The following is a 24,285-nucleotide window of genomic DNA, read 5'->3' as shown; positions in this document are numbered from 1 at the left end:
TAAGTGAGAGCTTAACATAAAACCTCGAATGTTAATGTCAAAAAATTTTATTGAAAAATTAATATATAAGTGAGGCTACAAACAATGAAGCATCATCATGCGTGTGTCAGAGTTCAGAATAGTAAAGACAATACTCGTACTATTGCAACTGTATCTGTGTACCACAAATATAATCATGATCGAGAGAGACAGACATGGAAAGGATTTCTAAAGCCCGGATCAAGTACAGAACCCACTCTGGAAGTAAGTTACGAGACTGGCTTTGGTGGTACATCCAAAGATTGGTGGTATGTCACATGGCAGTATCAGGGTCAGGGCGGGATCGCACTTTGATAGCTAATGTGATCTAATTGCGCCAAACCCTCTGAAATATAGCAATTGTGAACCTTATTGAACACTTATCTGTTGTAGAAGATACTCGGTCGAACATCAACCAGAAGCACGATATCATCGACGTGATGTTCCTTGTGATTAGTGCCATTGCATCAGGATGCGAAGGCTGGCAAGACATTGAATTTTATGGAGAAGAAAAGCTCGACTGGCTAAGAAAATACAGACCATTCGAACATGGTATCCCTCGCAGACACACGATAGCTCGTATCTTGCGTTCCGTTGTTGCCGAATCTTTGCTTGAGGCTTTAGCTCTTTGGATAAACGAACAACGAACTGGTCAGGACAGCAGCCCCATTATCGCCTTTGACGGAAAAGTACTTCGAGGCTCCTATCGTAACGATAGAAAAACAGCATTGCAGTTGGTCACGGCGTACGACACCGAGCGTGGTCTCGTTCTGAGTCAAAAGCCGACTGAGACTAAAAATGGTGAGATAAGCATTGTCCGCCAAATGCTTGATGTTATTAATGTAAAGGGTAGCGTTGTCACGGTTGATGCACTGCATTGTCAGCGTGAAACATTAGAGAAAATCAAAGAAAAGCAAGCCCATGTTGTTGTCCAGGTTAAGAATAATCAGCCTAAGCTTAGAGCGGCTGTTGTGGCGCAGTTCCAAGCAGTTTTTGATGCAGGCAAGGAGAAAATAGTCACTGAAATCAAAGAGAAAAAACATGGACGCAGCGAGGAGCGATACGTGTTTCAGCTAAAGGCCAAATTGCCTGCCGACCTGTCGGAGAAGTGGCCGACGGTAAGAAGCATTATAGCAGTGGAACGCCATCGTGTGATCAACGGTAAAGGCACTGTAGATACCTCATACTACATAAGTTCTTTATCGCCGAATCACAAACTACTGGGCCACTATATTCGCCAGCATTGGCGGATAGAGAACAGTCAACACTATGTTTTAGATGTTGTTTTTAAAGAAGATAGCTCTCGTATCACTTTAGATGGTGCGGTTGAAAACATTGCGTTATTCAGACGTTTTGTGATGAATATGCTCAAGCAATGCGACTGTGGTGCACCGAGTCAAAAAGTGAAGCTGAAAAAAGCGGGTTGGAACGACGATTATAGGGCAAGAGTTTTCTTTGGGTTATAAATCCATCAAAGTATGCTCCTGCCCTGTAAAATATATAGAGTTGCTCTCTAGGTCGAGTCTTTATCACGAATGACTTCATCTATGGAGTGCTCTTTACATTCCTTCACACTCTATCGCTGTTGTAGACGCATTGGCTATCCTTAACCAGAGAAAGTATTGCGACATCCAAACACTCCATCCAAAGTGCATCAATAATATGCTATAAATTAAACAACCAATCTAATAAAAGTGTCCAAAGCAATATTGTTTATTCTCTACCTTTTAATGATTAGAAAAAGGTAATTCTCTCTAAAAATCACAAAAACACTTGCAAATTTTATCTCTACGCTTGAACTTACCTCCATAATAAAAACATCACTGTACATTGAAACAACAATTGATTATTATTCCATTTTAAATTATTCGATATGTTTAGTAAGTTAAATTTTAAAAACAATATCGCGTTTATATCATTATTTAAGCCATAATGAAAAATATGAATTTAACCCGAATTAGTATTATTTTATTTTTTATTCTTTCTTTACTGTGGATAGCTTCAAGTAAACTCTTTGAGGCAGATTTGGGTTCAGAATGGAAGGTGAGTGGCACGCAATATGTGTTAAGTGGAGATTGGATCTTTAACTGTAGCAATGGTCACATAATAAATCGAAAGATTTTGGAAATTCCCGAAGACATTTCTCGTTATAATGTCAAAGATGCGCTTGGTTTACTGAATCGTTTTGAAAGCGACAAAGAGCAGGTTAATTCAGCAATTAGGTCATTATTTTTATCGCAACCTTGGACAGACGGCTTCCAATACAGCCATTCACAGCTTCTTGGCTATAAGCGCGGAGTTCATTTCGATACGTGGGTAAAGTCTCATCCGTTTGAAGGCAAAACATACCTTTTATCGCTGGTTAGAAGAACGGTCAATGATGAGTATGTTTGGACCTTAAGAGTGGACACAGACACTAACCATTCACAGTTTGGCTATGACTATGAGATTCGCTCTGCGATCAAGAGTTGTCCTTTAGAGCAGCCTTTGTTTTTTAACGAACCGCTTTAAGGCACTTTATATATGCCAACGCTCCATCCACAGGGCATCGATGGCGCGTTGTTGGCTAGGGAAATAACCCAGCAGCACAGGAATGCCATCCGCCATATCATTTACACCGCACTGTATTTATAAAATTAACGATTAACCGCAACATAGATAATGACACCCTGTAGAATTTGCAACTAATTTTAGATTTCACTCTCATTAAAATTCAAACCCCTTTGAATTCTATTGATTAGATGTTTAACCTAACATGAGATTTCATATCAACTATCTTAAAAATAAAGACTAATTTCACACCTTACCAATCTCCAGGTAAATACATGAATTCAAAAATATTTATAATCATACCATTTGTTGTTATTTTTATACTGTGGATAGCTTCAAGTAAACTCTTTGAGGCGGATTTGGGTTTAGAATGGAAAGTGAGTGGCACTCAATATGTGTTAAGTGGAGATTGGATTTTTAACTGCAGTAATGGTTACATAATAAGTCGAGAGATTTTGGAAATTCCCGAAGACATTTCTCGTTATAATGTCAAAGAAGCGCTTGGTTTACTTAATCGTTTTCAAAGAGATAAAGAGCCGGTTAATTCAGCAATTAGATCATTATTTTTATCGCAACCTTGGACAGACGGCTTCCAATACAGCCATTCACAGCTTCTTGGCTATAAGCGCGGAGTTCATTTCGATACGTGGGTAAAGTCTCTTCCGTTTGAAGGTAAAACGTACCTTTTATCACTGGTCAGAGACACGGTCAATAATGAGTATGTTTGGGCTTTAAGAGTGGACGCAGACAATAACCATTCACAGTTTGGCTATGACTATGAAGTTCGCTCTGCAATCAAGAGTTGTCCTTTAGAACAGCCTTTGTTTTTTAACGAACCGCTTTAAGGCACCTTATATATGCCAACGCTCCATCCACAAGGCATCGATGGCGCGTTGTTGGCTAGGGAAATAACCGAGCAGCACAGGAACGCCATCAGTTACGATTGAGACTTTCCACAAACCGTCGTGCTCTCCGCCTTCAACACGTTCGCCTTTGCCTAGGCAGTGATGTTGCGGTGCATCTCGTCGACAAAGCGTGACATTCGCCTGATTAAACGGCGCGTTATCACGCAGGGAGATAAAGTAGTCACTGTCTTCCCTGACAGGCGCTGGCTCGATTTCGGTCATTTTGACGACAAAATTCTCACCCTGCCGGGTTTGTAAGGTCACAATGCCATCAGCCATATAAACCGCTCGGCCGCGACGTTTTTCTGCTTTGTCTTGATAAGCTGCATTGCGCTCGACGTGATAACTTAGCATGCCCGACTTCCAACAACGTATATACACTAAAGATTAACTCATTGTATAGAAAGGACAAGTCCAGTTGGTCAGAGTTTGAACAAGGCAACATTATTGACGAAAAAGCACGACACGATGAGAGTCAGTTCGTTACTTCGGTTGACGGTCTTTTCGTGTAACTGACCACGCCAAAGGCGACACTGCCAATCAGAATTAACACTGCTGAAAGATAAAAACTCGTTTGTCGCGTGCCAGTCACATCCGACAACCATCCCGTTAAGGCTGGCGCGACAATCGCTGAGCTCATCCCGAAGAAATTCAACAAACTCAGCGCCCTTGCCATCCTCGCTTTTGGGGCGAGCTGCGACACATACGCAATCAATAACGGGTCTATGGCTAACTTCCCCAGCAACCCATACAAACCTAAGCTCAAGAAAAGGACTGACGTACTCTCTGCATACACCATCAGAGTTAGCATAGCGGCCGCGGCGATTTGTAACACGAGGATAAGAGCAACTTTCTTGTCTCGATACTTATCCGCAAACTGGCTGAAGAAAAGCGCCCCCGGGATCCCTGCAAACGCGACGATGGCGGCAGTCATCCCGATGGCAGCCCCTTCAAATCCTCGCTCGTTCTGTAAGTAACTGGGCAACCAAGTCACGATCAAGTAGTAACCATAACAAGTACAAAAATAGAGAAAATAAGCACTCGCGAGCGCGTAGCTAAACAATGGCTCAGTTGGCGATTCGATTGCTTGTGTTGGCGCAGGGCTAGCCTTGGTCGATAGGCTAGGAATAGTTCGGGCAAAAACCCCCATCATCACCACAGATAATGCGGCAATCCCAAACAGTAACCATTGCCAAGGGAGAGCGAAGGTGGTGACTAGCACACTGGCAGCGACGAGTCCTAGCCCCATCCCTAGAGCCGAGCCACTGTTGATCATTGCATTGGCAAGAGCACGACGAGCCAGCGGCACGTAAAGTGATGACAATGAGTACGCAGAGCTAAAGAAGGACGCACAGCCCGCCCCGGCGAGCAGTGAGGCGATATAGAGCCCTGTCAGGCTAGAGGTAAGGGCAACCCCCAACGTGGCAAGAAAGAAAAGCCCAAAGCCTAGCAGTAACATCGCTTTTTGGCCGAACTTATCGGCAAGCATGCCGCACGGGACTTGTAACACACAGTAGCTTAGAAAATAGAAACTGGCGATAGCGCCTACCTCGGCGTCACTAATCCCATTAAACGAGGCTTGGATTTGCGGATAAATAGGGGTGAGCGCAGTCCGATAGATCCAAATAACGACCCAACCCGCACACAATACCGCCACTAGCGTTTGCCAGCGTATCCCCTCTGCGTTTGCCGCCTCTGCTTTCATACACGTCCGCCCTGTGGTGATGACGTTTTCACCATAGCTAGCAGCAAAACTGACATCAAACCCAGCGAGGATTTTTGCTAAGGGTGACGTGTGTAATAAGTGAATTCGGGATCTTGGTTAAATTTCCCACACTGTGTCCCATTGCGCTTTTAGTTTGCTGTTGAGCTTGCGTCGTGTTGTCAGTAAGTAGGTGAATCCACCCTCTTTCTGCAAGGTTAGCATGGCTTGCTGTAGTGGGTTGTCTCGGTCAACACCCGCGCGATCAACCATTAGCAAACCCGGTTTTTTTAGCAATGCGCGCGCAATCAAGATACGTTGCGTCAGCCCAGAAGAAAGGTTACTCCCTAACTCTGTCACTGTCTGATTGAGGTCTTCAAGTTCTAATACCTGACAAATACGCTCAAACCACGCGGTATCAATGTGACGATTGCCGTAAAGTAGATTGCTTTCAATACTGCCACGCATCAACTGGGCATCATCATTAACCAGCTGTACCGCACGATGTAAACTCGCCGCGGTAAGCCACTCCAAGCGCCGACCTCCCAACACAATACGCCCTGACGCAGGTAATGCCTGCCGGCACAGCATTAACGTGAGTAAACTCTTTCCACTACATTGCAATCCACTCAGTATGATTCTGTCGCCCGCCGCTGCACTCAACTTAAGTAATGGTGAATCAGGGATTAACGCGAGATCTCGAAGCTTAATACTCAAGGGCTGGTTAGTCAGTTTGGTGGATTTTTCCGCTGGTATCGGCTGCACCTTACGCATCGCAAACTCTAGCCTTTGCTTGGCGGCATAGTAGGTCACACCGTGCTCCCATGCCTGCATTATGCGTGTCAGCGATACAAACATCAGTCCTAGTACCAACAGTAACATCGCCTGATGATCACCATCACCTAGTGCGCTCACCGCCAACACCAACAACGCCAACTGTTGCAACAGCATGGGATTCACCGCGAGCAAACTGCGCAATCTGGCATAATTCACTGCGCTATCTGCCAGTAGATCACTGTGACGGCCGAGCCGTTTCGCTTCTCGGTTTACTCGCCCCGCTTGTTGTACCGACAAATTGGCAATGATCATTTCACCGATATGCCCGCTCAACCGCCCCCGATCACGGCGCAACGTTAACGCCGTGCGCATCATCGGTGCCGTTAGCAAAGCCGTTGCCATCAATGCAAAGGCCATCAATGCCAAAAGCAGCCATCCTACATGCGGCCATTGCACCAGAATCAAGATGCAGTAGCCAACGAGAGAGAGTCCATGGGTGATAAAAACGGGGGCACCCAAACTTGCCCAGTTTTTAATGTTATTGGCGTCAGTAATTAAACGCGTCATCGCCACTCCCACCCGTTGAGGCGACTGCTGCTGTGGCGCTGACATTAAGGTGGCATACAACTGCTGACGTACCGCTTTAACGTAATCTAAACCCAACTTTTCCGCCAATACCGCTTCGGCATAATAAAGGCTGCCCATCACTGCGACTAAAACCACAAACAGGGCAATCGATAGCGGCAAATTCTCGGATGCATCATGACCTTGCCAAAGGTGCTGAATCAAGAGCACGCCACCCACATTCAATGCGGTGAGTACCAAACCCAGCGCCACCAAATAGGTAATTAATCGGCGGCGCTTACCCGCTTGCAAGGCAACAAGCGTGATTGTTGAACTCATTATTCACGCTCTTGTTAGGCTATCGCGCGGGTATTGTGTGTCAGCGGTAAGTGCAGTACGGACGCTGCTGTCCCCGAGGCAATCAAGTTGTCGAGATCTAAGATAGGCATCGCAACTTGATGCTCGGTCTCACGCAAGGCGAGTGGCGAGGCACACAGCTGTCCACTGATCGCCGGAACGTGATAGCCACGTGATTTCAACCACTCTACACCCGACGTTGCGCCCATGGCTTCGCGTGCAGTGAATATCACGTTATGGAACATGGCTTTAAACTCAGGGTTTTCCAACAAGGCTTTGGTTTCTCGCTGATACAGGCCATCGGCAATTTCAATCACAATGGCGTTACAGCCCGCCTCGATCAAAGCATTACCCAAACTGCGTACAATCGGCATCAGTTCCTTCAAATCGATTTTAAATGACGTAGGAAAGCCTGCGTCGGTAAAGTCGATAGCCAGATGCGCACCCGCGTCTTCCATATACCAAAGGTCGCCGCCAGCCCCTGTCCCGGTGACTTTCATCGCTCCCACTTTGTATCCGTCCTTTTGCAAACCATGAATAAGGTGCGCTGCGGTTGTGGTTTTTCCGGCATTCATCGAGGTGCCGACCACCACAATGTTCGGAACGTTGACAGGCAATGACGAGGTCGCCACCGCAAAGTCACGTAAGTTAAGGACTTGGCCATTTTGATCGCCAATTAATCCAATGGGTGTTATCTCGGTTGGAAATTGAATACGGGCATGCCAGCTCAAGGCTTTCGAGGCAATGCCGCCCGCCGCGGCCATGTGACAAGGAGAGAGGTCCTCCGGTACTTCCGATTCAATTTGATCCGGTGCGTATCGGTTGCCATAAGCCAAAATCACCTCATCACCTTCAAACAAGCGAGCACGGCGTCCATCAACACGTTCAGAACGCTTGTGATGACCGAGACGATCGATTCGCGCTAACACTAAGTCACCGGATTGAGGCTTGTGTGCACCAGTCAGCAAGGTACACATTGCTGCTTGAGGAACGCGGCGTGTCACGAAAGATTGCTTAGCTTGGTTAAAACGTTGTTGCTGATGAAAAGTAATCATTTTTTTGCTCCATGCAGGTGTTCGTTGAATGTGGAGCCATGTTAAGCAGCACTGACTGACGTTTATCTGATAACCCCTGTAAGCTTGATGTAAGGTTGCAAAAAATCGCGATAAGCAACTGATTATGAACATAAATATTTTTCATAATTTTCTTTATAAACCACTTTATAACCGCTGTCCTATTTTCTTCTGTAAGCTTGTTGTAAGGTTGCGGCACGTAAAGTGAACGGTGAAAAAATCGCTCTAAACGAGCGCTTTAGTAGGAAGGTAAATTGAGTCAACACATTCGTCAGATAGGCGTCGCTATTTTTTGCATCATACTGCTATGGGGAAGTTTACCCTCCGTAGCCGTTGCGCGTTGCGAAACCAAACCATCGGCCAATGTCTTCTTTACCTTTATGAAAGCCGTCAAAGAGGAAACGGCAGACAGTGGTGAAACCCTGTTGAAGGCCTCTTCTGGCAACCATGACTGTACACCCACCTTTGAACTCAAAATCCTCGACGAAGATGGCCATGTCGTCACTCGCATTTATGACGCGGAGAGCTTTGCATTGCTATTCGAAAAGAAACCGCCTCGGATTCGTTTTAATGAAGACAGCGGCGACGATCGTCACCGTGATCGCCATGATAACGACGACGATGATGATGACGACGATGACGACGATGATGACGATGATGACGATGATAGCGGCGATGATGACGATGGCGATGATGGTGGTGATGACGACGGCGGCGATGATGATGACTAACCGTTGTTAGTATCGGTTTCCCTCAAGGATTAGATAGAAACAAGGCAGAAGAGTAATGAGAGCGCTGGTAGTAGAAGACAACATCCAAGCCGCAGAGCAGATTACGCAGGCATTAATCGGACACGGCTTCGCAGTGGATACCGTTCACGACGGCAACGACGCTTGGTTTCAAGGCGATACAGAAGAGTACGACATCGCGATACTCGATCTCGGACTACCGGGGCGAGATGGTTTAAGCGTGCTGACTGACTGGCGACGTGGTGGCAATAAAATGCCCGTGATTATTTTAACTGCCCGTGACACATGGCGTGAAAAAGTCACAGGCTTACGTGCTGGTGCTGATGACTACTTAGTGAAACCCTTCGAAATGGAAGAGTTATTGGCCCGGGTTGAAGCCTTGGTGCGCCGCGCATGCGGCCATGCCAGTTCTATCTTACGTTGTGGCGAGTTAGAAATTGATACCGCGACTCAGCGCGCCACACTCAAAGGGGCTCACCTTGATTTGAGCTCACTCGAATATCGCTTGCTCGCTTATATGATGAACCATGCGGGCGAAGTCGTTTCCAAGGCCACGCTGACAGAGCATCTCTACCAGATGGACTTCGAACACAACTCAAACGTCATTGAAGTATTAGTAAATCGCGTCCGTAAAAAAATAGGGACGCAACACATTCAAACTCGGCGCGGCATGGGATATCAGCTGAATGAAAAAGGCTAATCACTCCGAGTCGCTCACCCGCATTGTTTTAAAGTCCGGGTTGATTTGGTATCTCAGTGCGATTCTCGCCACCGGCGCGGGATTACTGTTGATATTCGAACACTTCATCGAAAAGCGTTTTGATCAATCCATTCGCAATCAACTTTATGATCTGGTTGCCGCCGCAGAGATCACCCCCAATGGCAATGTCACCTTGGCATGGCGTCCCTCTGCACCTCATTTTAATCAACCGCTTTCCGGCTGGTACTGGCAAATCATCTCGCCCAATGGCGAGGTGATAGAGCAATCGCTATCGCTCTACAGTGATGAACCTCTCCCCCTGCTGCGTCCTGATTTTATCGGTCAGTATCACTGGCAAGAGATCAATGGCCCACTCCAAGAGCTGCGGGTCGGTCTACAAAGCATTCGTTTTGCGGGCAGCGACCAACCTTGGCAATTTCTTGTCGCGGGGCCAAGCGCGGATATCGATAACGATGTTGCCGGGTTCGCCAAACTAGTCGCCGGCATGCTCTGTGTGTTGGGGATATTTATGCTCGCCTCACTGTGGTTTCAGGTGCGCCAAGTCCTCAAGCCCATTCATGCCATGGGTGATGAAATAGGTCGGATCCGCCGCGGTCAACAAAGCCGTTTCGAACAAACCTTACCTCGAGAGCTTCAATCCGTCGGAGACGAACTCAATACATTGCTTGAGCACAATAGCGCCATTTTAGAGCGTTCTCGATTACAAGCGGCGAATCTAGCCCATGCATTAAAAAACCCCATCTCAGTGATCCAAAATGAGCTCAATCACCTTGATGCAGACTCAGCAAAAGTGATGACTGAACAACTAGACAAACTTAACCAGAATGCGCAGACACATTTATCACGGGCCCGCCTCTCGGGAGCAATAAACCAACTTGCTTCGCAAACAAATGTATCAGAAAGTCTCAGTGATATTCTTTTTTCGATGGAATTGCTATATAAACAGCGCGGATTATCACTTGGTTTTCGCTGCCCACCCGACTTTTATTTCGGTGGCGACCAGCATGACTTGGAAGAAGTACTGGGGAACCTGATAGACAACGCGTGTAAATGGGCGGATAGCCACATCTACGTCAACGTGGAGGAAGGAGACCATCAAGTTGTTCTCCACATCGATGATGATGGGCCGGGGATCCCAGAAAGCGCGCGCGACACCATCTTTAAAGCAGGAAAGCGACTCGACGAAACCACCGAAGGCAGTGGCCTTGGCATGGCGATCGTCACCGATATTGTTACCCTTTATGGTGGCGATATCAGCATAGAACACTCGCCATTAGGCGGAACAAGAATTCGTCTGGCTTTGCCGGGCGGTCGACAAGGGGAATCATCACCACTATGAAAAAACTGTGTGCCTTGCTCATCACGTTACCGATGGTAGGTTGTCAACTCACCTCACAAACGACCGACGTTGCGAAAGTTTCTCAAACCCGCAAAGCGGAGCACGCAACGGGTGTATCGACATTAAGCGATCACCTTGATCAATACTTTACCCAATCCGGTAGAGAATCCATGTTGAGCGCTTCCGTGAGACTGCTTGAATCAGCGAATACCACCACGCGAAAAGGACGCGATCGTCAAACCAACGCGCGCTGGGAGCTCACTGTGGGGGGAACGGATTGGCAAGCCGTCGAGGTAAAACGCCCCACCGTTGAGCAAGTTGAACCAAACCAGAATTTTGTATTCATGGACATGCCCTATCGAGCTAACACTCGCGTTAATTTACGTTCAGGCCCCAGCACAAAGCACACACGTTTACGCCAACTTAAAAAAGGTGAGGTGTTTAATGTAATGGCACAGGTGATCAGCCAACCTTGGGTACTGGTCGAGCAAGGCGGCACGGTACAAGGCTATGTCCATCAAAACTATGTCACCGCCAACGTGACAAAGCGTGATTTACTCAGTACCCAGCCAAACCCTATCGTCTCACCAGTTGGTAATCCGCTCGCCCTGCCGGAGCTGGGTTATGTCGGTATTCTGACTTGCCGTCCGCTTGCTTACAAATTTTCCAATGACACCAGTGTCGAAGAAGGTAAGTTCCTCGCCTGTCAAAAACAAACCGGTGTCTGGTATATCGATAGCTGGTTACCGCTTGAGGCAAAGGGGTAAATATCCCTTTATAGATCAAGACACGCGGTAGTAAGTGACCGCGTGTCTCGACACCGTTTAATTGACCGATAGTGCCAGTGTATAGATATGATCAGCGTACCGTTCACCACCAATTTCATAGGCATTCGGTACAACCTCATTGAGAATAAAACCACTCTTGGTCAATACTTTTTCAGAGCCAACATTGCCTTGCGTCACGATCGCCTTAAACGACTTTATGTCTTGCTCTGCATACGCCCACTGAATAAGCGCTTTTAACGACTCCGTACCAAAGCCCAAACCATGGTATTGAGGCAAAAGCAGATACCCCACTTCGGCAATTCCGTCAACAAGGCGAAAGCCTGTTACCCCGATTTTCTCACCACTATTACGCTCTCGTAGGGTCAAGCATAACCAGTGCGTAGAGCGCTTATCCCAGGCGGGAAGCCGTGATTCAAAGCTCGCTTTAATTTGTTCCGGCGATGGCTCATCAAAACACAATCGAATATACTCAAGCCACCTCAAGATACGTGTTCAGCGAGAGTTTCTAGGTTTGCCATCGAGGCACTGCTTTGAAGATCTAGTGGGCTAAATCAAAAAGCAGTAACAAAGGTGGCGAGCCTAGAAAACTCGCCCTTCGGGAAGCGACTAGCGCCCCGATTTCTGCGTTAAATGTGTTTGAAAGGGGAAAGCCATTCCTTCACACCTTTGCCTTGAACTCGACGCGCTAGTCTGCTTCTGAACCTCGCATCTTGAGGTGGCTTGAGTATAACATCAGGATGGCGGTTTAAGGCTTCAAACAACGCCCAATCTTGCGCCTGAATACGGGTCATTTCGAGTCTATGGGTAGTTATCATTTTGCTATAGTTAATTATCATTTGGCTATGGTTACTCAGTATTAAACGAAGGCCGTGCAGTGACTACAGTCAAAATATTCACGCCCCCAAAAACCGCAACTGTAAAAAAACAGCATAATACAAAGGCACTGAAACAACATGAGCAAGGATACATCCTAACCACAGCGCACGCTTACCTACTGTATGCTTTACATGCTTCATTTTGGGTGAAATAAAAGGACTAAACATGGCATAAGCGAAGAAGAGAACTAACCAAGTCATCCATACTGTTTGGTTGAAGTAGAACTCTGCTTTAACTTGCCCATACACAGCTAACAGTCCAACGAAATAAAGCGCATTGCTAACGATTTCCTCTAATTTAACCCCCAAAGTGCTCACCTCTTTACCAGACCAGTAGTGGTATATCTTAAGTGGAATTGCACCTAGAAAGTAAAACGTATAAACAAATAAAAACAGCTTCCAGAACACCGAATATTACCTTTCATTAATGGGTTATTGAGCTGGAACTCGGTTTAAGCCAACTCCCCTTTGACACTAACATCTTTAATACCCAGATACGCTTCAATTTCTTGCTGTAAGAAAAGGGCTTGCTCACTGCTCTCAAAACCGGAAACCAATCCAATATGACGTTGGTCTTTCAATACAACACGCACCTCATAAGAGACATGCTTGCGATTCCTTCCCTCTGTGGTGACTTCCTTACAATAAACCTGCTCGATTGACTTAGAAGTAATCGATTTCTTAAATCCAAATGGAATAGGTGTAATGCGAGATTCAACCACGCTAGGGCTCACCGTCACCGTGGTTTTATTGAAATAACTTGCAATGACGTAGTAGGTCAAACTTATCCCCACTGAAACATGTATCAACGGAAATAAGGCGGCCATCATATTTTCAGCGTTGATTGGCCAGATGTTAGGGATATTAGTATACCAGTTAAGCAAAAAGCCATACCAAGCAATGGTAAACACCGTAAGAAAAAGTGTATTACTCGAAAACCACTTCCGTTCAATGATTAAACCTACAGGGGTTGTGGATATATTCATTCCGTTAGAAATACCTATCGCTATTCTTTCTTTTTCCAATGTAAGTATTCCTTTCGCCTTTGAGCATAGAGATAATGAAATGTATAACTCAACTACTCTATACTCAAGCCACCTCAAGATGCTTGTTCAGCGAGAGTTTCTAGGTTTGCCATCGAGGCACTGCTTTGAAGGTCTAGTAGACTAAATCAAAAAGCAGTAACAAAGGGGGCGAGCCTAGAAAACTCGCCCTTCGGGAAGCGACTAGCGCCCCGATTTCTGCGTTAAAGGCGCTCGAAAGGGGAAAGCCATTCCTTCACACCTTTGCCTTGAACTCAATGCGCTAGTCTGCTTCTGAATCCTGCATCTTGAGGTGGCTTGAGTATAAACCTGCTCGTTCACTGAAGTAACGCCAACCTTACCACAAGCTTACCGCTACGCTCAGGTTTGCGTCATTGCCAGTAAGGTAACGTTATCGCCATCAACGAACAAGCTGCGCCATTGCAGCGCAAGGGAATGGAGGCGACCATGAACACCCCCTTTTTTAAAACATCACTACTTAGCCTAAGTATGCTCGGCATGCCAGCGCTAGCAAACATTGCGCTTATCGACACCGATACCACCGACATCGACCTGTATGGCCAAGCGAAAACCATCGTTCGCTATCACAGTGAGCCCGCTGCGAATACCGATGCATGGCAATGGCAAGACAACAGCAGCCGTATCGGCATTCGTGCTCGCTATAAACTAGGCGACTTCGCGAACATCAGTCAATGGCGGCTTCGTGCGCAGTATGAACACGGCTCAAAGCTGCATGCTGATGAGAGTAGCGATCGCTTTTTCACCCGCCAAGCATGGGTAGGGATCAGTAACGAGTATGGCCGCATTTATTATGGCCAACAAAATAGCCTCTACAAACAACTCGAGGGCTACGAATTCAGCCACAAACTGGGCGGGAATGCGTTCAATGACCGCGAAGAGCTCAGCAATAAACGTCCTGAAAACACATTGTATATGCGCACCCAGCTCGGCGACGTACGCTTGGAAGGGCAATACTTCCTCAGTCGCGATCTGGAACGTAGACCCCGAATTCGCGTCGGCGGTCATGACGTATCGCTTAAAGAGACAGAAGTCGATTATGGCTATGGGATCGCGGCACGACTGAAACCCATAACAGGAATGCAGCTGCGGGCTGTTTATCAAACCACAGAATATGCGTTAGGTGGTATCGCAACGTCCACAGGCACCACGCTCATTTATGAAGAGCCCAAAGACAAACGTTGGCGCATCGGGACACACATTGGCCACGTTGGGTTAGAAAACACCACTCGCCAAGGCAGCGCATTGGGTGTCGGCATTGCGGGACGCTATGCACTAACTGATGATTGGCGCGCTTATACAGGTGCGGATTGGTTGAATGGCAGTGACGATATCGAGCAAGGCAGTGAATTTTCTTGGACTGCGGGCAGTGATTACCAAGTGATAGATGATCTGACTGTCTATGCCGAATACAAACAGTCCCAGTTCGACGACTTAAAAAAGGACGCCCACGAATTTGCGGTTGGCGCAAGCTACCGATTCTAAGTGTCATTATTTACGACATATACTCGAGCCACTTCAAGATGCGCTATTCAGAAGCGGTTTGAGTATACCCATTTCGACACCTTCACAGGTCGCCACTACCAGGGTGTCAGGCAGCCTAATCATGTTTTATAGGCTGCCTTTTTTCTCATTATTGCCTGTTTAAAACAGCACAGGGTAAAGATAGCCTGCCCCAACAGCCATACCCAAAATCACCACCAAAAACGCAATGATCATCGGCGTTTTAAAGAGTGATTTCAACAAGATCACTTCGGTTAAACTTGCTCCTGCACTGCCAATGATCAATGCCATCACCGACCCCAACGCCATGCCTTTTTGCACCAAGGCCGCACTGAGCGGAATCACCGCTTCTGCGCGCAAATAGAGCGGGATACCAATCACGGCCGCCAATGGCACTGCATACCACTTGCTCGCATCCGCATGCGCGGCAATGAAATCGGCAGGAATGAATCCATAGATCATCGAGCCTATGAACACACCCAGCATTAAGTACGGCAGCACCTGCTTGAAATCTTTCCACGTTGACTGCCAGATGGTTAACCAAAATGACGGTGTCGCTGGGGCAACGGCGCAACACCCCGAGACATCAGGCAACAGTTCGCTCTGTGCTACAGATACGCTCTCTGTAGCAGACTGACTGCCACAGCGTGCCATCACTTCACTCGCGGAGTGACCAAGATTAGCGTTCTTGTCCTCGCTGCATGATGACGACATCGTGCAACCTCCCGCTACGCTGTTGTTTTGATACGCTTCCGCTTTGACGTAACGTTCAAAACCGAGCTTTTCCAATGTGAAGCCCGCAGTGACAGCAACACTCATCGCAATGCCAAAATAGAACAGCGCCACTTGCCAACCAAACGTCACCACAAACAGCCCAATAATCACTGGATTGAGCAGTGGGCTCGCAAACAAAAAGACCATCATGGGACCAAACCCGGCTCTTGCTCGCAATAAACCTTTCAAGAAGGGAATGGTTGAGCAGGAGCAAAATGGCGTCACTGAGCCCAACAACGCGGCAATGACGTAACCTCGACCCTGTCGAGCGCTGAGAATGGCCTGCATTTTCTGCGGTGTCAGGTAGTGCTGAAGTAGCCCAACCAAATAGCTAATCACCAAAAATAGCGCAATAAGCTCAACAGCGAGAAACGCAAACATGCCTAGTGCCTCATGTGCCATCTCTGTCCAACTCATTTTCATTTGATACCTCGTCTATTCACACTGCCATCCCACGTTAGGGATTGGCATCTCTATAATTCGATATTTCTCGAATTATAGAATCAAATACGAACAGATCAAGAGAATATTTCCATATATATGGAAATAATAGATAAGCGATTGAATTGATTAGATGCCGTCGCGAAGGGGTTTTCTTTTATCGACGCAAGGCTTATATTTCGAGAAAAGCAGAACTGAGTGAACAGAATGAATATCGAGCAAGTTGCTAAAGCATTGAAAGAGCTAGGACACCCAACACGTCTCGCCATCTTCAAAAGCGTGGTAAAAGCGGGCTTTCAAGGAATAGCCGTGGGCAATATTCAAGCGCAACTGGCAATACCCGGGTCGACCCTATCTCACCATATCTCTAGCTTGGCATCCGCTGGCCTGCTTTCGCAACGTCGCGAAGGTCGAACCCTTTATTGTGTCGCCGAATATGCCCAACTAGAAACCGTGATTCAGTTTCTTCAAGATGAATGCTGCGCTGACGAGCAATGAGTCAACAAAAAGGCCGAGCTTCTCAGCTCGGCACTCTCTTCAACTTTCGACGTTATTGTATTGACTAGACCTTCATCATTACAGCTAAGTTTCAATGGCCTGCTGCTTCTTTTTCATTTTCAATGTCGAGTAAACAGAGAACACGGCGAGCAAGATAAAGCCTAGTGCAATGGGTCGCTCGTACAAGAAAGACCAACTGTTGTTGTACATGAGTAAGGCTTTTCTCAGGTTGGTTTCTGCCATCGGGCCTAGGATGATCGCCAATAATATCGGAGAAGAAGGGATATCTAACTTACTCAAGATAAACCCGAACACACCAAAGCCAATCGCGATACCTACATCAAACATCGAGTTGTTTATCGCGTAAGCACCAATGATAGATAGAAAGACAATCACGGGGATCATCATCACTTTCGGTACTTCGATGATACGGCAGAAAAAACGAATCCCCACCAAGCCTATGACTAGCATGACAAAGTTTGCCACTAGCATGGAGCTAAATACCCCGTAAACCACATCGGGATTTTGCGCGAACAGCAGTGGCCCCGGCGTTAACCCTTGTACAATCAACGCCCCCAGTAATACCGCAGCAACCGCATCGCCGGGAACGCCCAATGTCAATAAGGGGACTAACGATCCCCCTGTGACACCATTATTGCCCGCTTCTGCCGATGCCAATCCACGCACTGAACCTTGACCAAATTCCTCAGGGTTTTTCGCAGAGCGCTTGGCTTCGTTGTAGCAAACAAAGGCTGAGATATCCGCGCCAGCACCGGGAACAGAGCCGATCGCCGTCCCCATTAGGCCGCTTTTCACTGCCGTTGGCATCATCTCTTTTAGATCATCTTTACTCATCAAGCTGCGGTCAAATGTCGGACGGGCCGCTTTCTTCTCTGAGAGCACTTTTTCCATTTGGCTCAGTGCTTCAGAAAGTGCAAATAGACCAATCAGTACTGGAATCACATTGATACCGCTATACAAGTCCATCACTCCAAAGGTGAATCGCGGTACGCTGCTGATCGGGTCTAAACCGACAGTAGAAATCAGCAAACCGATCGCGCCGGCTAGCAAGCCCTTGAAGATATTTTTTCCAGAAACACTCGCGATGATCGTCAGGCCGAACACGGCCAAGGCAAAATACTCAGGCGCATTAAAGCGTAAGGCGAAATCCGCTAGCAACGGCGCGACCGCAATTAAAATCACTGTACTGATTAAGCCACCAGTGAACGACGCAACCGCAGAAATACTGAGTGCACGGGCTGCCTGCCCTTTGGCTGCCAATGTATGGCCATCCAACACTGTCGCCGCAGAAGCCGGTGTGCCGGGTGTTTTCAATAAAATCGCGGCTATTGAGCCACCATAAATGCCGCCAATGTAGACGCCGATTAGCATCACAAGTGCGGCAGTAGGCTCCATACCAAAGGTAAATGGCAACAGAATCGCCACCCCCATGGTCGCGGTTAAACCTGGCAGCGCACCTAAAATAATGCCACCGAGGACACCGAAAACCAATACAGGCAAAACGGATAAACTGAAGGTTGTCGCCAACCCTTGGATGAGATGTTCAAACATAAGCGCCTCCTAAAACCAGATACCTTGAGGCAAAGCAATCACAAACACTTCCCCAAACAGATAGTAAATTGCCGCTACAAATGTCCATGCCGTCAGATAGTAAGTTGGCTTTCTGATTTTGCAGGCCAGTAAATAGATCGTGAATGCCGTTAGGGTTGCTAATAAATAACCAGCGAAATGAATGGCAATGGCGTAGCCAAACAGGAAACCCATCCCCATCAGGGCGCGTTTGGAGAAGATGGGTTGAGAGTGATTTGCTGCTTTCAGTTTGTCTTGAATCACAATCGCTACAGACAAACCTATGATGGCGATGGCAATGACCGTTGGAAAGAAGCTCGCGTCGACGCTGGCATCTTGAAACATCGGCGCATCAAACTGCCTAATTAAAACGAGGGCGAGAATACCGAGTCCCGCCATACAGGAAGAGAAGATGAGATTTCGTCTATCCATAGTGTTACCTCTCTGAAACTAAAAGGCGAAGGTCTTCAACCACCTTCGCCTCGTTCAGAATTTATTGAATCAATTGACCTAGCGCTTGCGTATCTTCTTCAACAAATGCGGTAAATTCTTCCGCATTAAGGTTGTGAATCGTCATCGCACCTTGCTCCATAAAGCTAATGAACTCAGGTGAAGCCATTGCCTTATCAAACGCTTCACCGAGTGTTTCGATAACGTGGTCAGGCGTATCTTTTGGCGCACCAATACCACGCCATGTGCCGGTCACCACATCAACACCTTGCTCTTTTAGGGTCGGCACATCAGGAATAAAGCTAATACGCTCTTCAGACATCACGCCTAATGCTTTTAGCTGGCCTGAGCGAAGCTGTGCAATCGCTTCACCCGGTGTCACCATGGTGACATCGGTATGCTTGCCCAGTACCGCTGGGATTGCCTCAGACGCACCATTGTAAGGAATGGCATTCATCTTAATGTTCTGATCTTGCTCTAATGCCATCAGGTAGAAGTTTGGCGCCGCTGTTGAAGCAAAACGTAGTCCACCTTCTTGTTTCTTCGCCTCTTCAATCAAATCATTAATGGTGTTGAATGGGCTATCTGCAGATACCAACACCACAGCAGGATCTAAATTCACCATCCGGATAAGGCGAAAATCATCGACATTGTGCTGCATCAACCCCATCTGCGGTAACGACGCAATCTCACGTGTTACTACCGTTAAGGTATAGCCATCTGGACGCTGCTGGGCGCCAAAGCTCATGCCTACCGCACCCGCACCGCCCGTGCGGTTCATGATGGAGATATTCTTACCCAACTCATCTTTTGCAGAATTGGCCAGTGTACGGCCAACAGCATCGGTACCACCGCCTGCGCCAAAGGGCACCACCAAGCGAATATTTTTTGTCGGATAATCTGCCGCTATCGCCGTTGTCGACAGTAAAATGCCTGCTGTCACTAAGATTTTCTTCAGTAAGTTGCTCATAGTCAGTCCTTTATCTTCAATTGTTATCTTCAACAAATACCTAATATCGCCAGTGGTTAGCGGTACTGCTGGGTCGGGTTTTCGAGTTTATTGGTTTGATATTCATGAACGGTAAGCTGCTCAATGGCAGTCGCAATCCAACTGCTGATCAGCATGTCGAACCATTGCTGTACGCCACTGCAGGCAACGACGATGTCGCCATACACAAAGGAGCCATAAAACAGTACATCACCTTCGCGTAGTGAAGCAGGATGCACAGATTGCTGCATGAGGTTAGCTTGTTGGTGACGCCACGCCTGGTGCGCCTTTTTACGTGCTAGTTGGTCAAAGGCAATCGTCCATTTTTCGGGCGAGCCGATACTTTGCTCAACCAAAATGGCGTCTTCGAATGTCGATTCCCAAGGTTTGAGTTGTGGATTCATCACCACAATGTGTAGTTCCTGACGATTGGTACTTTCAAACAATCGCTCAATGGCGGGTTTAACAAGTTCAATCGCGTCTAATGCAATGGCTTTCTGATCTTTCATGATCACCTCCCTTTGCACTTACTATATTGTAAGACAAAATTATTGTTCACCCCGCAATTATTCAGAGTGATAAACAGGTCACACCACTAAACCAACCATTGAGATTTTGATCAAAAATGCCAATAAATAAGGGGATTTTTACGTGATCCTGTCGCGATTTATCAACATTCATAAATCGTGATCAATACATCATTTTGTATTAAAAATTACTAATAAACTATCATTTCGACACCATTCATTCACCACGCAAATACTTACCCTTATCAGAATGGGAAACGGGCTTTTTGGCGTTGTGAGAAATTTATGAGAATTGTGAGAAGTTCTTGCTAACTCTGTTTGCCAACCTAGATGGTGACAATTCACAACAAGGACTTGAACGATGAAATACGTTACCTCCATTGCAGCCCTCACACTTCTTTCTGCCTCTGTCGCACAGGCCGCAGAAATCGACGTCACCATCACCAACTTAACCAAAGGGATTCACTTCACCCCATTCATTTTGGCCGCGCATGATAGCAACGCTCACCTTTTCCAAACTGGGGAACCGGCATCCGCCGAAATTGAAGCGATGGCTGAAGGTGGCGACATCAGCGGTCTGGCGACACAAGCCGGCAACCTTGGCGCCGTTGTTGTCGAAAATCCAGCGAACGGGATTCTCAACCCGGGCGCGAGCACGACCACATCGATGAGTACTGGGTCTTTGGATCGGTTGACCATTGCTTCCATGCTACTGCCCACCAATGATGGCTTTGTTGGTATAGACAGCTGGCATATTCCTGCAGAAGCCGGGACTTACACCGTCTACCTCAATGGCTACGATGCAGGTACCGAAGCCAATGATGAACTCGCAACCAGCATGCCTAATCCACCCTTTATTACCTTTGGTAATGGCGGTACTGGCGTTGAAGCGACGGTCACCAACGCGGATATTCATATCCATCCGGGCAATCTTGGCGACACCAATGCCACAGGTGGGATAAGTGATCTTGATAGCAGTGCGCACCGCTGGTTAAACCCTGTTGCCATGCTAACAGTCACCGTGAAGTAAGGAGACGAGCATGAAACTCAAAGCACTCTCAATACTCGCCGCCACAGCGCTGCTCGCGGGCTGTCCTGATGACGATGAAACCGTGGCTAAGCCGATTTATACCTTTGATGTGAAAGTAGAAAATCTCACCGCAAATCAACCATTATCGCCGCTGGCGGTGTTGGTACACGATGCTGACTTTACAATGTTTACCGCTGGCAATGCGGCATCACAAGCCATAGAACACATGGCAGAAGCGGGCGACAACAGCCAACTCTTGGCACTCAGTGGCAGTAATGCCCATGTCAGTGCAAGCTATGGCGGTACGGGCATCATCGCGCCCGGCAACAGCGAAACGGTCAGCTTTACGCTCAAAGTGAAAGGGGATACCCGTGTCTCACTGAGCAGCATGTTGGTCAACACCAATGACGCTTTTATCGGCTACAACCATGCGAAGCTGAATACGCTAGGGGCAAATGAGTCTCTGACCTTGATGCTACCCGTGTGGGACGCAGGCACGGAAGCCAATAGCGAAACGGCTGCCACTGTCCCCGGCCCTGCGGGTGGCGGTGAAGGCTTCAATGCCGCAAGAAATGATGATGACATGATCGCCCTTCACAGCGGTGTTATCACTGCCGACGATGGTCTAGCCACCTCGGCGCTCAATGCCAGTCATCGTTTTCTCAATCCTGCGGCAAAAGTCATCATTACGCGAACCAAGTAACGTGATGTGAAAGATTCCGGGCTGAATCTGGGTCATCTGTAGCTGAGTTGTTGTTAGTCGCGGTTTAATCCGTCTCCTTAACGGCTAACAACAACGCAGAATTCGGTGCTCAGTCTTCAGTAGGGATCTCTCAATGACCTTCAATAACGCAGTGCAAGCCGCCAATATTTTATTGGTGGAAGACGATAAAGACCTCAGTGAGCTCATTGCTATGCAACTGACTTTTCAAGGCCATAAGGTCACTAAAACGCAGTGTCTTAAGGATGCTGATCAACAGCTCGCTGAGACCGCCTTTGATCTTGTAGTGTTAGACCGTGGGCTTGCCGATGGTGATGGCGCTGACCTTTGCCAACAATGGCGTCAACGAGGTGTGACGCTACCCATTCTTATCTTAACGGCCCGTGATGGTGAAATGGATAAAGTGGCCGGGTTGGAATCCGGTGCAGACGATTACATGACAAAGCCCTTTAGCGTCCTAGAGTTTCAAGCTCGGGTCAGAACCCTACTCCGTCGTCTCAAGTCCGAACCCTCCACGTCGCCCCCGCCAACAGATAACAGTCCTGACTTGCAATTTTCTGGGCTCACCATCTACCCCGAGCTGCATAAAGTTGAAATCGACCAACAGAGTGTCACGTTAACTGCGAACGAATTTGCATTACTCATGCTGCTAGCCAATCGACCAGGGCGGGTATTCAGTAAAGAAGAGATCCTCAATCAAGTGTGGGAAACCAACTTCAGTGGTTATCACCACACGGTATGTAGCACCATCAATAGGCTTCGCAACAAACTGACTTCGCCTGAGTACAAGTATGTACACACGGTATGGGGCGTTGGTTACAAGTTTGAAGTCGCAGCCCTATAAACGAGTGACCCAATGAATTTCAAACTCCGCTTGGCGACCCTGACAATTGGCTGGCTGCTCTTTTCCAGTATCTTACTCGGCAACTTGTACTTTACACAGCAGCAAAAGGTCGCGGATAAAACCCGCCAAACACTGCACCGCGAACTCGCTTTACATATGCGCGACGACAACCCTTTGATGGAAGGGGCGGACTACAGTTCAACCGCGTTAAAGTCTATCTTTCATACATTAATGTTGCTTGGCCCTGATTTTGAGATCTACTTTCTTGATCGTGAAGGCAATATCACCACCCATGCAGCCCCCAAAGAGAAGATCCAACAGCATCAGATCGATATCCGCCCCATTCAGGCTTTTCTTGATAGCCAGCCGTTTCCGATTATGGGCGATGACCCCAGAAACCCCAGTGAAAAAACCGTTTTTTCTGTCGCGCCCATACTTGATAACCGGGAAACCGTAGGCTATCTCTACGTGGTCATTGGCAGTGAAAAACATGCGTTACTCAGCGAGCAAGAGAGCCAACAGCCCTTTTATTTTACCCTCGCGATGGCGTTGTTACTCATGATTGGGCTCGCGTTGGCAGCCTACTTATTGATCAAAGACACACTGCTTAAACCGATAGAAAGCGTGACTCGAAATCTACGCAGCCAATCGGAAGACAACTTTCGATTGAAGCCGGATTTCGTGCGTCAAGTGCCTGAACTACAACCTATCGCGAAGCAGCTTTATCTTATGTCTCAGCACATCCAGCACCAATTTTTACATCTACAACAACAAGAGACAGAGCGACGAGAACTCTTAATGCAGCTCAGCCACGATCTTAAAACCCCGTTGTCGAGTGTCCTGGGTTACTTAGAAACATGGCGATTGCAGCACCCCGACAATTCAGATCCTCTCATCGACACAGCCTTTCGCAATGCGCAGCGTCTATCGGAGCAACTCCAACAGCAATTGGCGTTAGCTAAGAATACCTTGCCGCGTCCAGAGCCAGAATTCCAGCCCCTCAACTTACGGCTATTAGTGTTGGATGTGGCAGAGTCATTGGCTGTCTCAGCTCAGAAAAAACAGCTGTCATTGCAGATAGATATCGATGCTAGCCATCATGTCAATGGTGATGAACAGCTGCTTCACCGACTGTTTTCGAACTTACTTGAAAACGCGATTCGCCATGCAGGCAAGCAAGCAACCGTGGTGGTTGAAGCGCATCCAGAACAAGATGGCCGATTACTCGTCACGCAATCCAATCCGATTGATCAACATGCGCCGAAAGGGAGTTTAGGGCTTGGCAATAAAATCATTGAATCCATCTTACTGCTGCACAATAGCCAAGTAGAAAGACAGGAAAGCACTAGTGAGTACTCACAGCGGTTCACACTGCCTTTAATTGAGCGCAGTGACACCTAGTACACTCAAACCTTATTCAGTTGGAGTGCAGATAACCTT

The 24,285-nt window shown here is 47.4% G+C and carries 26 protein-coding genes; 14 read left to right on the top strand and 12 right to left on the bottom strand.

Annotation, left to right across the window (positions count from 1 at the left end):
• Window positions 1–84 precede the first annotated feature (84 nt).
• From TSUB_RS25280 to TSUB_RS17105, 4 genes are all read left to right on the top strand, one after another.
• Window positions 85–333 carry a hypothetical protein gene (locus tag TSUB_RS25280; protein WP_087024626.1) on the top strand — a complete coding sequence of 83 codons (249 nt, stop codon included), beginning with the start codon at window positions 85–87 and terminating at the stop codon, window positions 331–333.
• A gap of 47 nt (window positions 334–380) precedes the next feature.
• Complete coding sequence (locus tag TSUB_RS17115) at window positions 381–1,484, top strand: ISAs1 family transposase (RefSeq protein ID WP_221274624.1); 1,104 nt, start codon at window positions 381–383, stop codon at window positions 1,482–1,484.
• A 475-nt stretch (window positions 1,485–1,959) separates the two neighbouring features.
• Window positions 1,960–2,529, top strand: coding sequence for a hypothetical protein (locus TSUB_RS17110; RefSeq protein WP_221274623.1), 570 nt, complete (start codon window positions 1,960–1,962; stop codon window positions 2,527–2,529).
• Window positions 2,530–2,843: 314 nt separating this feature from the next.
• On the top strand, window positions 2,844–3,413 hold the full coding sequence (locus TSUB_RS17105) for a hypothetical protein (protein ID WP_087024573.1): 570 nt from the start codon (window positions 2,844–2,846) through the stop codon (window positions 3,411–3,413).
• Between the two features lie 6 nt (window positions 3,414–3,419).
• On the opposite strand, the gene TSUB_RS17100 is transcribed toward TSUB_RS17105, so the two are convergent.
• The 4 genes from TSUB_RS17100 to TSUB_RS17085 all read right to left on the bottom strand — a co-directional run bounded on the left by TSUB_RS17100 (window position 3,420) and on the right by TSUB_RS17085 (window position 7,928).
• Window positions 3,420–3,827: a hypothetical protein gene (locus TSUB_RS17100; RefSeq protein ID WP_087024575.1), complete on the bottom strand. Its 408-nt coding sequence runs from the start codon at window positions 3,825–3,827 to the stop codon at window positions 3,420–3,422.
• Window positions 3,828–3,948: 121 nt separating this feature from the next.
• A complete protein-coding gene (locus TSUB_RS17095; RefSeq protein ID WP_087024577.1) occupies window positions 3,949–5,178 on the bottom strand; it encodes an MFS transporter in 1,230 nt (409 codons plus the stop codon).
• Window positions 5,179–5,295: 117 nt separating this feature from the next.
• Window positions 5,296–6,855 carry an ABC transporter ATP-binding protein/permease gene (locus tag TSUB_RS17090; RefSeq protein ID WP_087024579.1) on the bottom strand — a complete coding sequence of 520 codons (1,560 nt, stop codon included), beginning with the start codon at window positions 6,853–6,855 and terminating at the stop codon, window positions 5,296–5,298.
• Window positions 6,856–6,869: 14 nt separating this feature from the next.
• Entirely contained in the window at window positions 6,870–7,928 is a 1,059-nt protein-coding gene (locus TSUB_RS17085; protein WP_087024582.1) for a P-loop NTPase family protein, read from the bottom strand.
• Window positions 7,929–8,200: 272 nt separating this feature from the next.
• On the opposite strand from TSUB_RS17085, the gene TSUB_RS17080 reads away from it, so the two are divergent.
• The 4 genes from TSUB_RS17080 to TSUB_RS17065 are packed head-to-tail and all read left to right on the top strand — an operon-like array spanning window position 8,201 to window position 11,522.
• On the top strand, window positions 8,201–8,677 hold the full coding sequence (locus TSUB_RS17080; protein ID WP_107925028.1) for a hypothetical protein: 477 nt from the start codon (window positions 8,201–8,203) through the stop codon (window positions 8,675–8,677).
• A 55-nt stretch (window positions 8,678–8,732) separates the two neighbouring features.
• The gene (locus TSUB_RS17075; RefSeq protein WP_087024585.1) at window positions 8,733–9,395 is read left to right on the top strand and encodes a response regulator transcription factor; all 663 of its coding nucleotides are present in this window, start codon (window positions 8,733–8,735) and stop codon (window positions 9,393–9,395) included.
• Window positions 9,382–10,755 (top strand): ATP-binding protein, encoded by a 1,374-nt coding sequence (locus TSUB_RS17070; protein ID WP_087024587.1) that lies wholly within the window; start codon window positions 9,382–9,384, stop codon window positions 10,753–10,755. Before TSUB_RS17075 ends, TSUB_RS17070 begins: the two co-directional genes overlap by 14 nt.
• Window positions 10,752–11,522, top strand: a complete 771-nt coding sequence (locus TSUB_RS17065) for an SH3 domain-containing protein (RefSeq protein ID WP_087024589.1) — start codon at window positions 10,752–10,754, stop codon at window positions 11,520–11,522. Before TSUB_RS17070 ends, TSUB_RS17065 begins: the two co-directional genes overlap by 4 nt.
• A 57-nt stretch (window positions 11,523–11,579) precedes the next feature.
• On the opposite strand, the gene TSUB_RS17060 is transcribed toward TSUB_RS17065, so the two are convergent.
• The 3 genes from TSUB_RS17060 to TSUB_RS17050 form a co-directional block, all read right to left on the bottom strand.
• A complete protein-coding gene (locus tag TSUB_RS17060) occupies window positions 11,580–12,002 on the bottom strand; it encodes a GNAT family N-acetyltransferase (RefSeq protein ID WP_246616505.1) in 423 nt (140 codons plus the stop codon).
• Between the two features lie 434 nt (window positions 12,003–12,436).
• Window positions 12,437–12,826: a hypothetical protein gene (locus tag TSUB_RS17055; RefSeq protein WP_087024593.1), complete on the bottom strand. Its 390-nt coding sequence runs from the start codon at window positions 12,824–12,826 to the stop codon at window positions 12,437–12,439.
• Between the two features lie 44 nt (window positions 12,827–12,870).
• Window positions 12,871–13,443 carry a hypothetical protein gene (locus tag TSUB_RS17050; RefSeq protein ID WP_087024595.1) on the bottom strand — a complete coding sequence of 191 codons (573 nt, stop codon included), beginning with the start codon at window positions 13,441–13,443 and terminating at the stop codon, window positions 12,871–12,873.
• Between the two features lie 465 nt (window positions 13,444–13,908).
• Here TSUB_RS17050 and TSUB_RS17045 point away from each other — a divergent pair, with 465 nt between their 5' ends.
• Window positions 13,909–14,964 (top strand): porin, encoded by a 1,056-nt coding sequence (locus tag TSUB_RS17045; protein ID WP_159065001.1) that lies wholly within the window; start codon window positions 13,909–13,911, stop codon window positions 14,962–14,964.
• Between the two features lie 159 nt (window positions 14,965–15,123).
• Here TSUB_RS17045 and TSUB_RS17040 read toward each other — a convergent pair whose 3' ends face one another.
• Window positions 15,124–16,179: a permease gene (locus TSUB_RS17040; RefSeq protein ID WP_087024599.1), complete on the bottom strand. Its 1,056-nt coding sequence runs from the start codon at window positions 16,177–16,179 to the stop codon at window positions 15,124–15,126.
• Between the two features lie 225 nt (window positions 16,180–16,404).
• On the opposite strand from TSUB_RS17040, the gene TSUB_RS17035 reads away from it, so the two are divergent.
• Complete coding sequence (locus TSUB_RS17035; protein WP_087024601.1) at window positions 16,405–16,695, top strand: ArsR/SmtB family transcription factor; 291 nt, start codon at window positions 16,405–16,407, stop codon at window positions 16,693–16,695.
• A gap of 84 nt (window positions 16,696–16,779) precedes the next feature.
• Here the strand turns inward: TSUB_RS17035 and TSUB_RS17030 are convergent, their stop codons facing one another.
• The 4 genes from TSUB_RS17030 to TSUB_RS17015 form a co-directional block, all read right to left on the bottom strand.
• Complete coding sequence (locus TSUB_RS17030) at window positions 16,780–18,267, bottom strand: tripartite tricarboxylate transporter permease (RefSeq protein ID WP_087024603.1); 1,488 nt, start codon at window positions 18,265–18,267, stop codon at window positions 16,780–16,782.
• Window positions 18,268–18,276: 9 nt separating this feature from the next.
• Window positions 18,277–18,717 carry a tripartite tricarboxylate transporter TctB family protein gene (locus TSUB_RS17025; RefSeq protein ID WP_087024605.1) on the bottom strand — a complete coding sequence of 147 codons (441 nt, stop codon included), beginning with the start codon at window positions 18,715–18,717 and terminating at the stop codon, window positions 18,277–18,279.
• A 61-nt stretch (window positions 18,718–18,778) separates the two neighbouring features.
• Entirely contained in the window at window positions 18,779–19,705 is a 927-nt protein-coding gene (locus tag TSUB_RS17020) for a tripartite tricarboxylate transporter substrate binding protein (RefSeq protein WP_087024607.1), read from the bottom strand.
• A 56-nt stretch (window positions 19,706–19,761) separates the two neighbouring features.
• A complete protein-coding gene (locus tag TSUB_RS17015; protein ID WP_087024609.1) occupies window positions 19,762–20,232 on the bottom strand; it encodes a hypothetical protein in 471 nt (156 codons plus the stop codon).
• Between the two features lie 379 nt (window positions 20,233–20,611).
• Here TSUB_RS17015 and TSUB_RS17010 point away from each other — a divergent pair, with 379 nt between their 5' ends.
• From TSUB_RS17010 to TSUB_RS16995, 4 genes are all read left to right on the top strand, one after another.
• Window positions 20,612–21,280 (top strand): spondin domain-containing protein, encoded by a 669-nt coding sequence (locus TSUB_RS17010; protein ID WP_087018558.1) that lies wholly within the window; start codon window positions 20,612–20,614, stop codon window positions 21,278–21,280.
• A 10-nt stretch (window positions 21,281–21,290) separates the two neighbouring features.
• Window positions 21,291–21,983 (top strand): spondin domain-containing protein, encoded by a 693-nt coding sequence (locus TSUB_RS17005; protein ID WP_087018556.1) that lies wholly within the window; start codon window positions 21,291–21,293, stop codon window positions 21,981–21,983.
• A 133-nt stretch (window positions 21,984–22,116) separates the two neighbouring features.
• Window positions 22,117–22,845 carry a response regulator transcription factor gene (locus tag TSUB_RS17000; protein ID WP_087018554.1) on the top strand — a complete coding sequence of 243 codons (729 nt, stop codon included), beginning with the start codon at window positions 22,117–22,119 and terminating at the stop codon, window positions 22,843–22,845.
• Window positions 22,846–22,857: 12 nt separating this feature from the next.
• Window positions 22,858–24,246 (top strand): sensor histidine kinase, encoded by a 1,389-nt coding sequence (locus tag TSUB_RS16995; RefSeq protein WP_087018552.1) that lies wholly within the window; start codon window positions 22,858–22,860, stop codon window positions 24,244–24,246.
• Window positions 24,247–24,285: the final 39 nt, after the last annotated feature.

This window comes from Thaumasiovibrio subtropicus, assembly GCF_019703835.1.
GTDB classification, from domain to species: domain Bacteria; phylum Pseudomonadota; class Gammaproteobacteria; order Enterobacterales; family Vibrionaceae; genus Thaumasiovibrio; species Thaumasiovibrio subtropicus.
This window is presented reverse-complemented; position numbering and strand designations above follow the sequence as displayed.

What these genes read in the sequence shown, in the direction of transcription:
- TSUB_RS25280 (WP_087024626.1), top strand. Translation starts at nt 85, where the DNA reads ATGAAGCATCATCATGCGTGTGTCAGAGTTCAGAATAGTAAAGACAAT.
- TSUB_RS17110 (WP_221274623.1), top strand. Translation starts at nt 1,960, where the DNA reads ATGAATTTAACCCGAATTAGTATTATTTTATTTTTTATTCTTTCTTTA.
- TSUB_RS17105 (WP_087024573.1), top strand. Translation starts at nt 2,844, where the DNA reads ATGAATTCAAAAATATTTATAATCATACCATTTGTTGTTATTTTTATA.
- TSUB_RS17100 (WP_087024575.1), bottom strand. Translation starts at nt 3,827, where the DNA reads ATGCTAAGTTATCACGTCGAGCGCAATGCAGCTTATCAAGACAAAGCA.
- TSUB_RS17095 (WP_087024577.1), bottom strand. Translation starts at nt 5,178, where the DNA reads ATGAAAGCAGAGGCGGCAAACGCAGAGGGGATACGCTGGCAAACGCTA.
- TSUB_RS17090 (WP_087024579.1), bottom strand. Translation starts at nt 6,855, where the DNA reads ATGAGTTCAACAATCACGCTTGTTGCCTTGCAAGCGGGTAAGCGCCGC.
- TSUB_RS17085 (WP_087024582.1), bottom strand. Translation starts at nt 7,928, where the DNA reads ATGATTACTTTTCATCAGCAACAACGTTTTAACCAAGCTAAGCAATCT.
- TSUB_RS17075 (WP_087024585.1), top strand. Translation starts at nt 8,733, where the DNA reads ATGAGAGCGCTGGTAGTAGAAGACAACATCCAAGCCGCAGAGCAGATT.
- TSUB_RS17070 (WP_087024587.1), top strand. Translation starts at nt 9,382, where the DNA reads ATGAAAAAGGCTAATCACTCCGAGTCGCTCACCCGCATTGTTTTAAAG.
- TSUB_RS17065 (WP_087024589.1), top strand. Translation starts at nt 10,752, where the DNA reads ATGAAAAAACTGTGTGCCTTGCTCATCACGTTACCGATGGTAGGTTGT.
- TSUB_RS17045 (WP_159065001.1), top strand. Translation starts at nt 13,909, where the DNA reads ATGAACACCCCCTTTTTTAAAACATCACTACTTAGCCTAAGTATGCTC.
- TSUB_RS17040 (WP_087024599.1), bottom strand. Translation starts at nt 16,179, where the DNA reads ATGAAAATGAGTTGGACAGAGATGGCACATGAGGCACTAGGCATGTTT.
- TSUB_RS17035 (WP_087024601.1), top strand. Translation starts at nt 16,405, where the DNA reads ATGAATATCGAGCAAGTTGCTAAAGCATTGAAAGAGCTAGGACACCCA.
- TSUB_RS17030 (WP_087024603.1), bottom strand. Translation starts at nt 18,267, where the DNA reads ATGTTTGAACATCTCATCCAAGGGTTGGCGACAACCTTCAGTTTATCC.
- TSUB_RS17025 (WP_087024605.1), bottom strand. Translation starts at nt 18,717, where the DNA reads ATGGATAGACGAAATCTCATCTTCTCTTCCTGTATGGCGGGACTCGGT.
- TSUB_RS17020 (WP_087024607.1), bottom strand. Translation starts at nt 19,705, where the DNA reads ATGAGCAACTTACTGAAGAAAATCTTAGTGACAGCAGGCATTTTACTG.
- TSUB_RS17015 (WP_087024609.1), bottom strand. Translation starts at nt 20,232, where the DNA reads ATGAAAGATCAGAAAGCCATTGCATTAGACGCGATTGAACTTGTTAAA.
- TSUB_RS17010 (WP_087018558.1), top strand. Translation starts at nt 20,612, where the DNA reads ATGAAATACGTTACCTCCATTGCAGCCCTCACACTTCTTTCTGCCTCT.
- TSUB_RS17005 (WP_087018556.1), top strand. Translation starts at nt 21,291, where the DNA reads ATGAAACTCAAAGCACTCTCAATACTCGCCGCCACAGCGCTGCTCGCG.
- TSUB_RS17000 (WP_087018554.1), top strand. Translation starts at nt 22,117, where the DNA reads ATGACCTTCAATAACGCAGTGCAAGCCGCCAATATTTTATTGGTGGAA.
- TSUB_RS16995 (WP_087018552.1), top strand. Translation starts at nt 22,858, where the DNA reads ATGAATTTCAAACTCCGCTTGGCGACCCTGACAATTGGCTGGCTGCTC.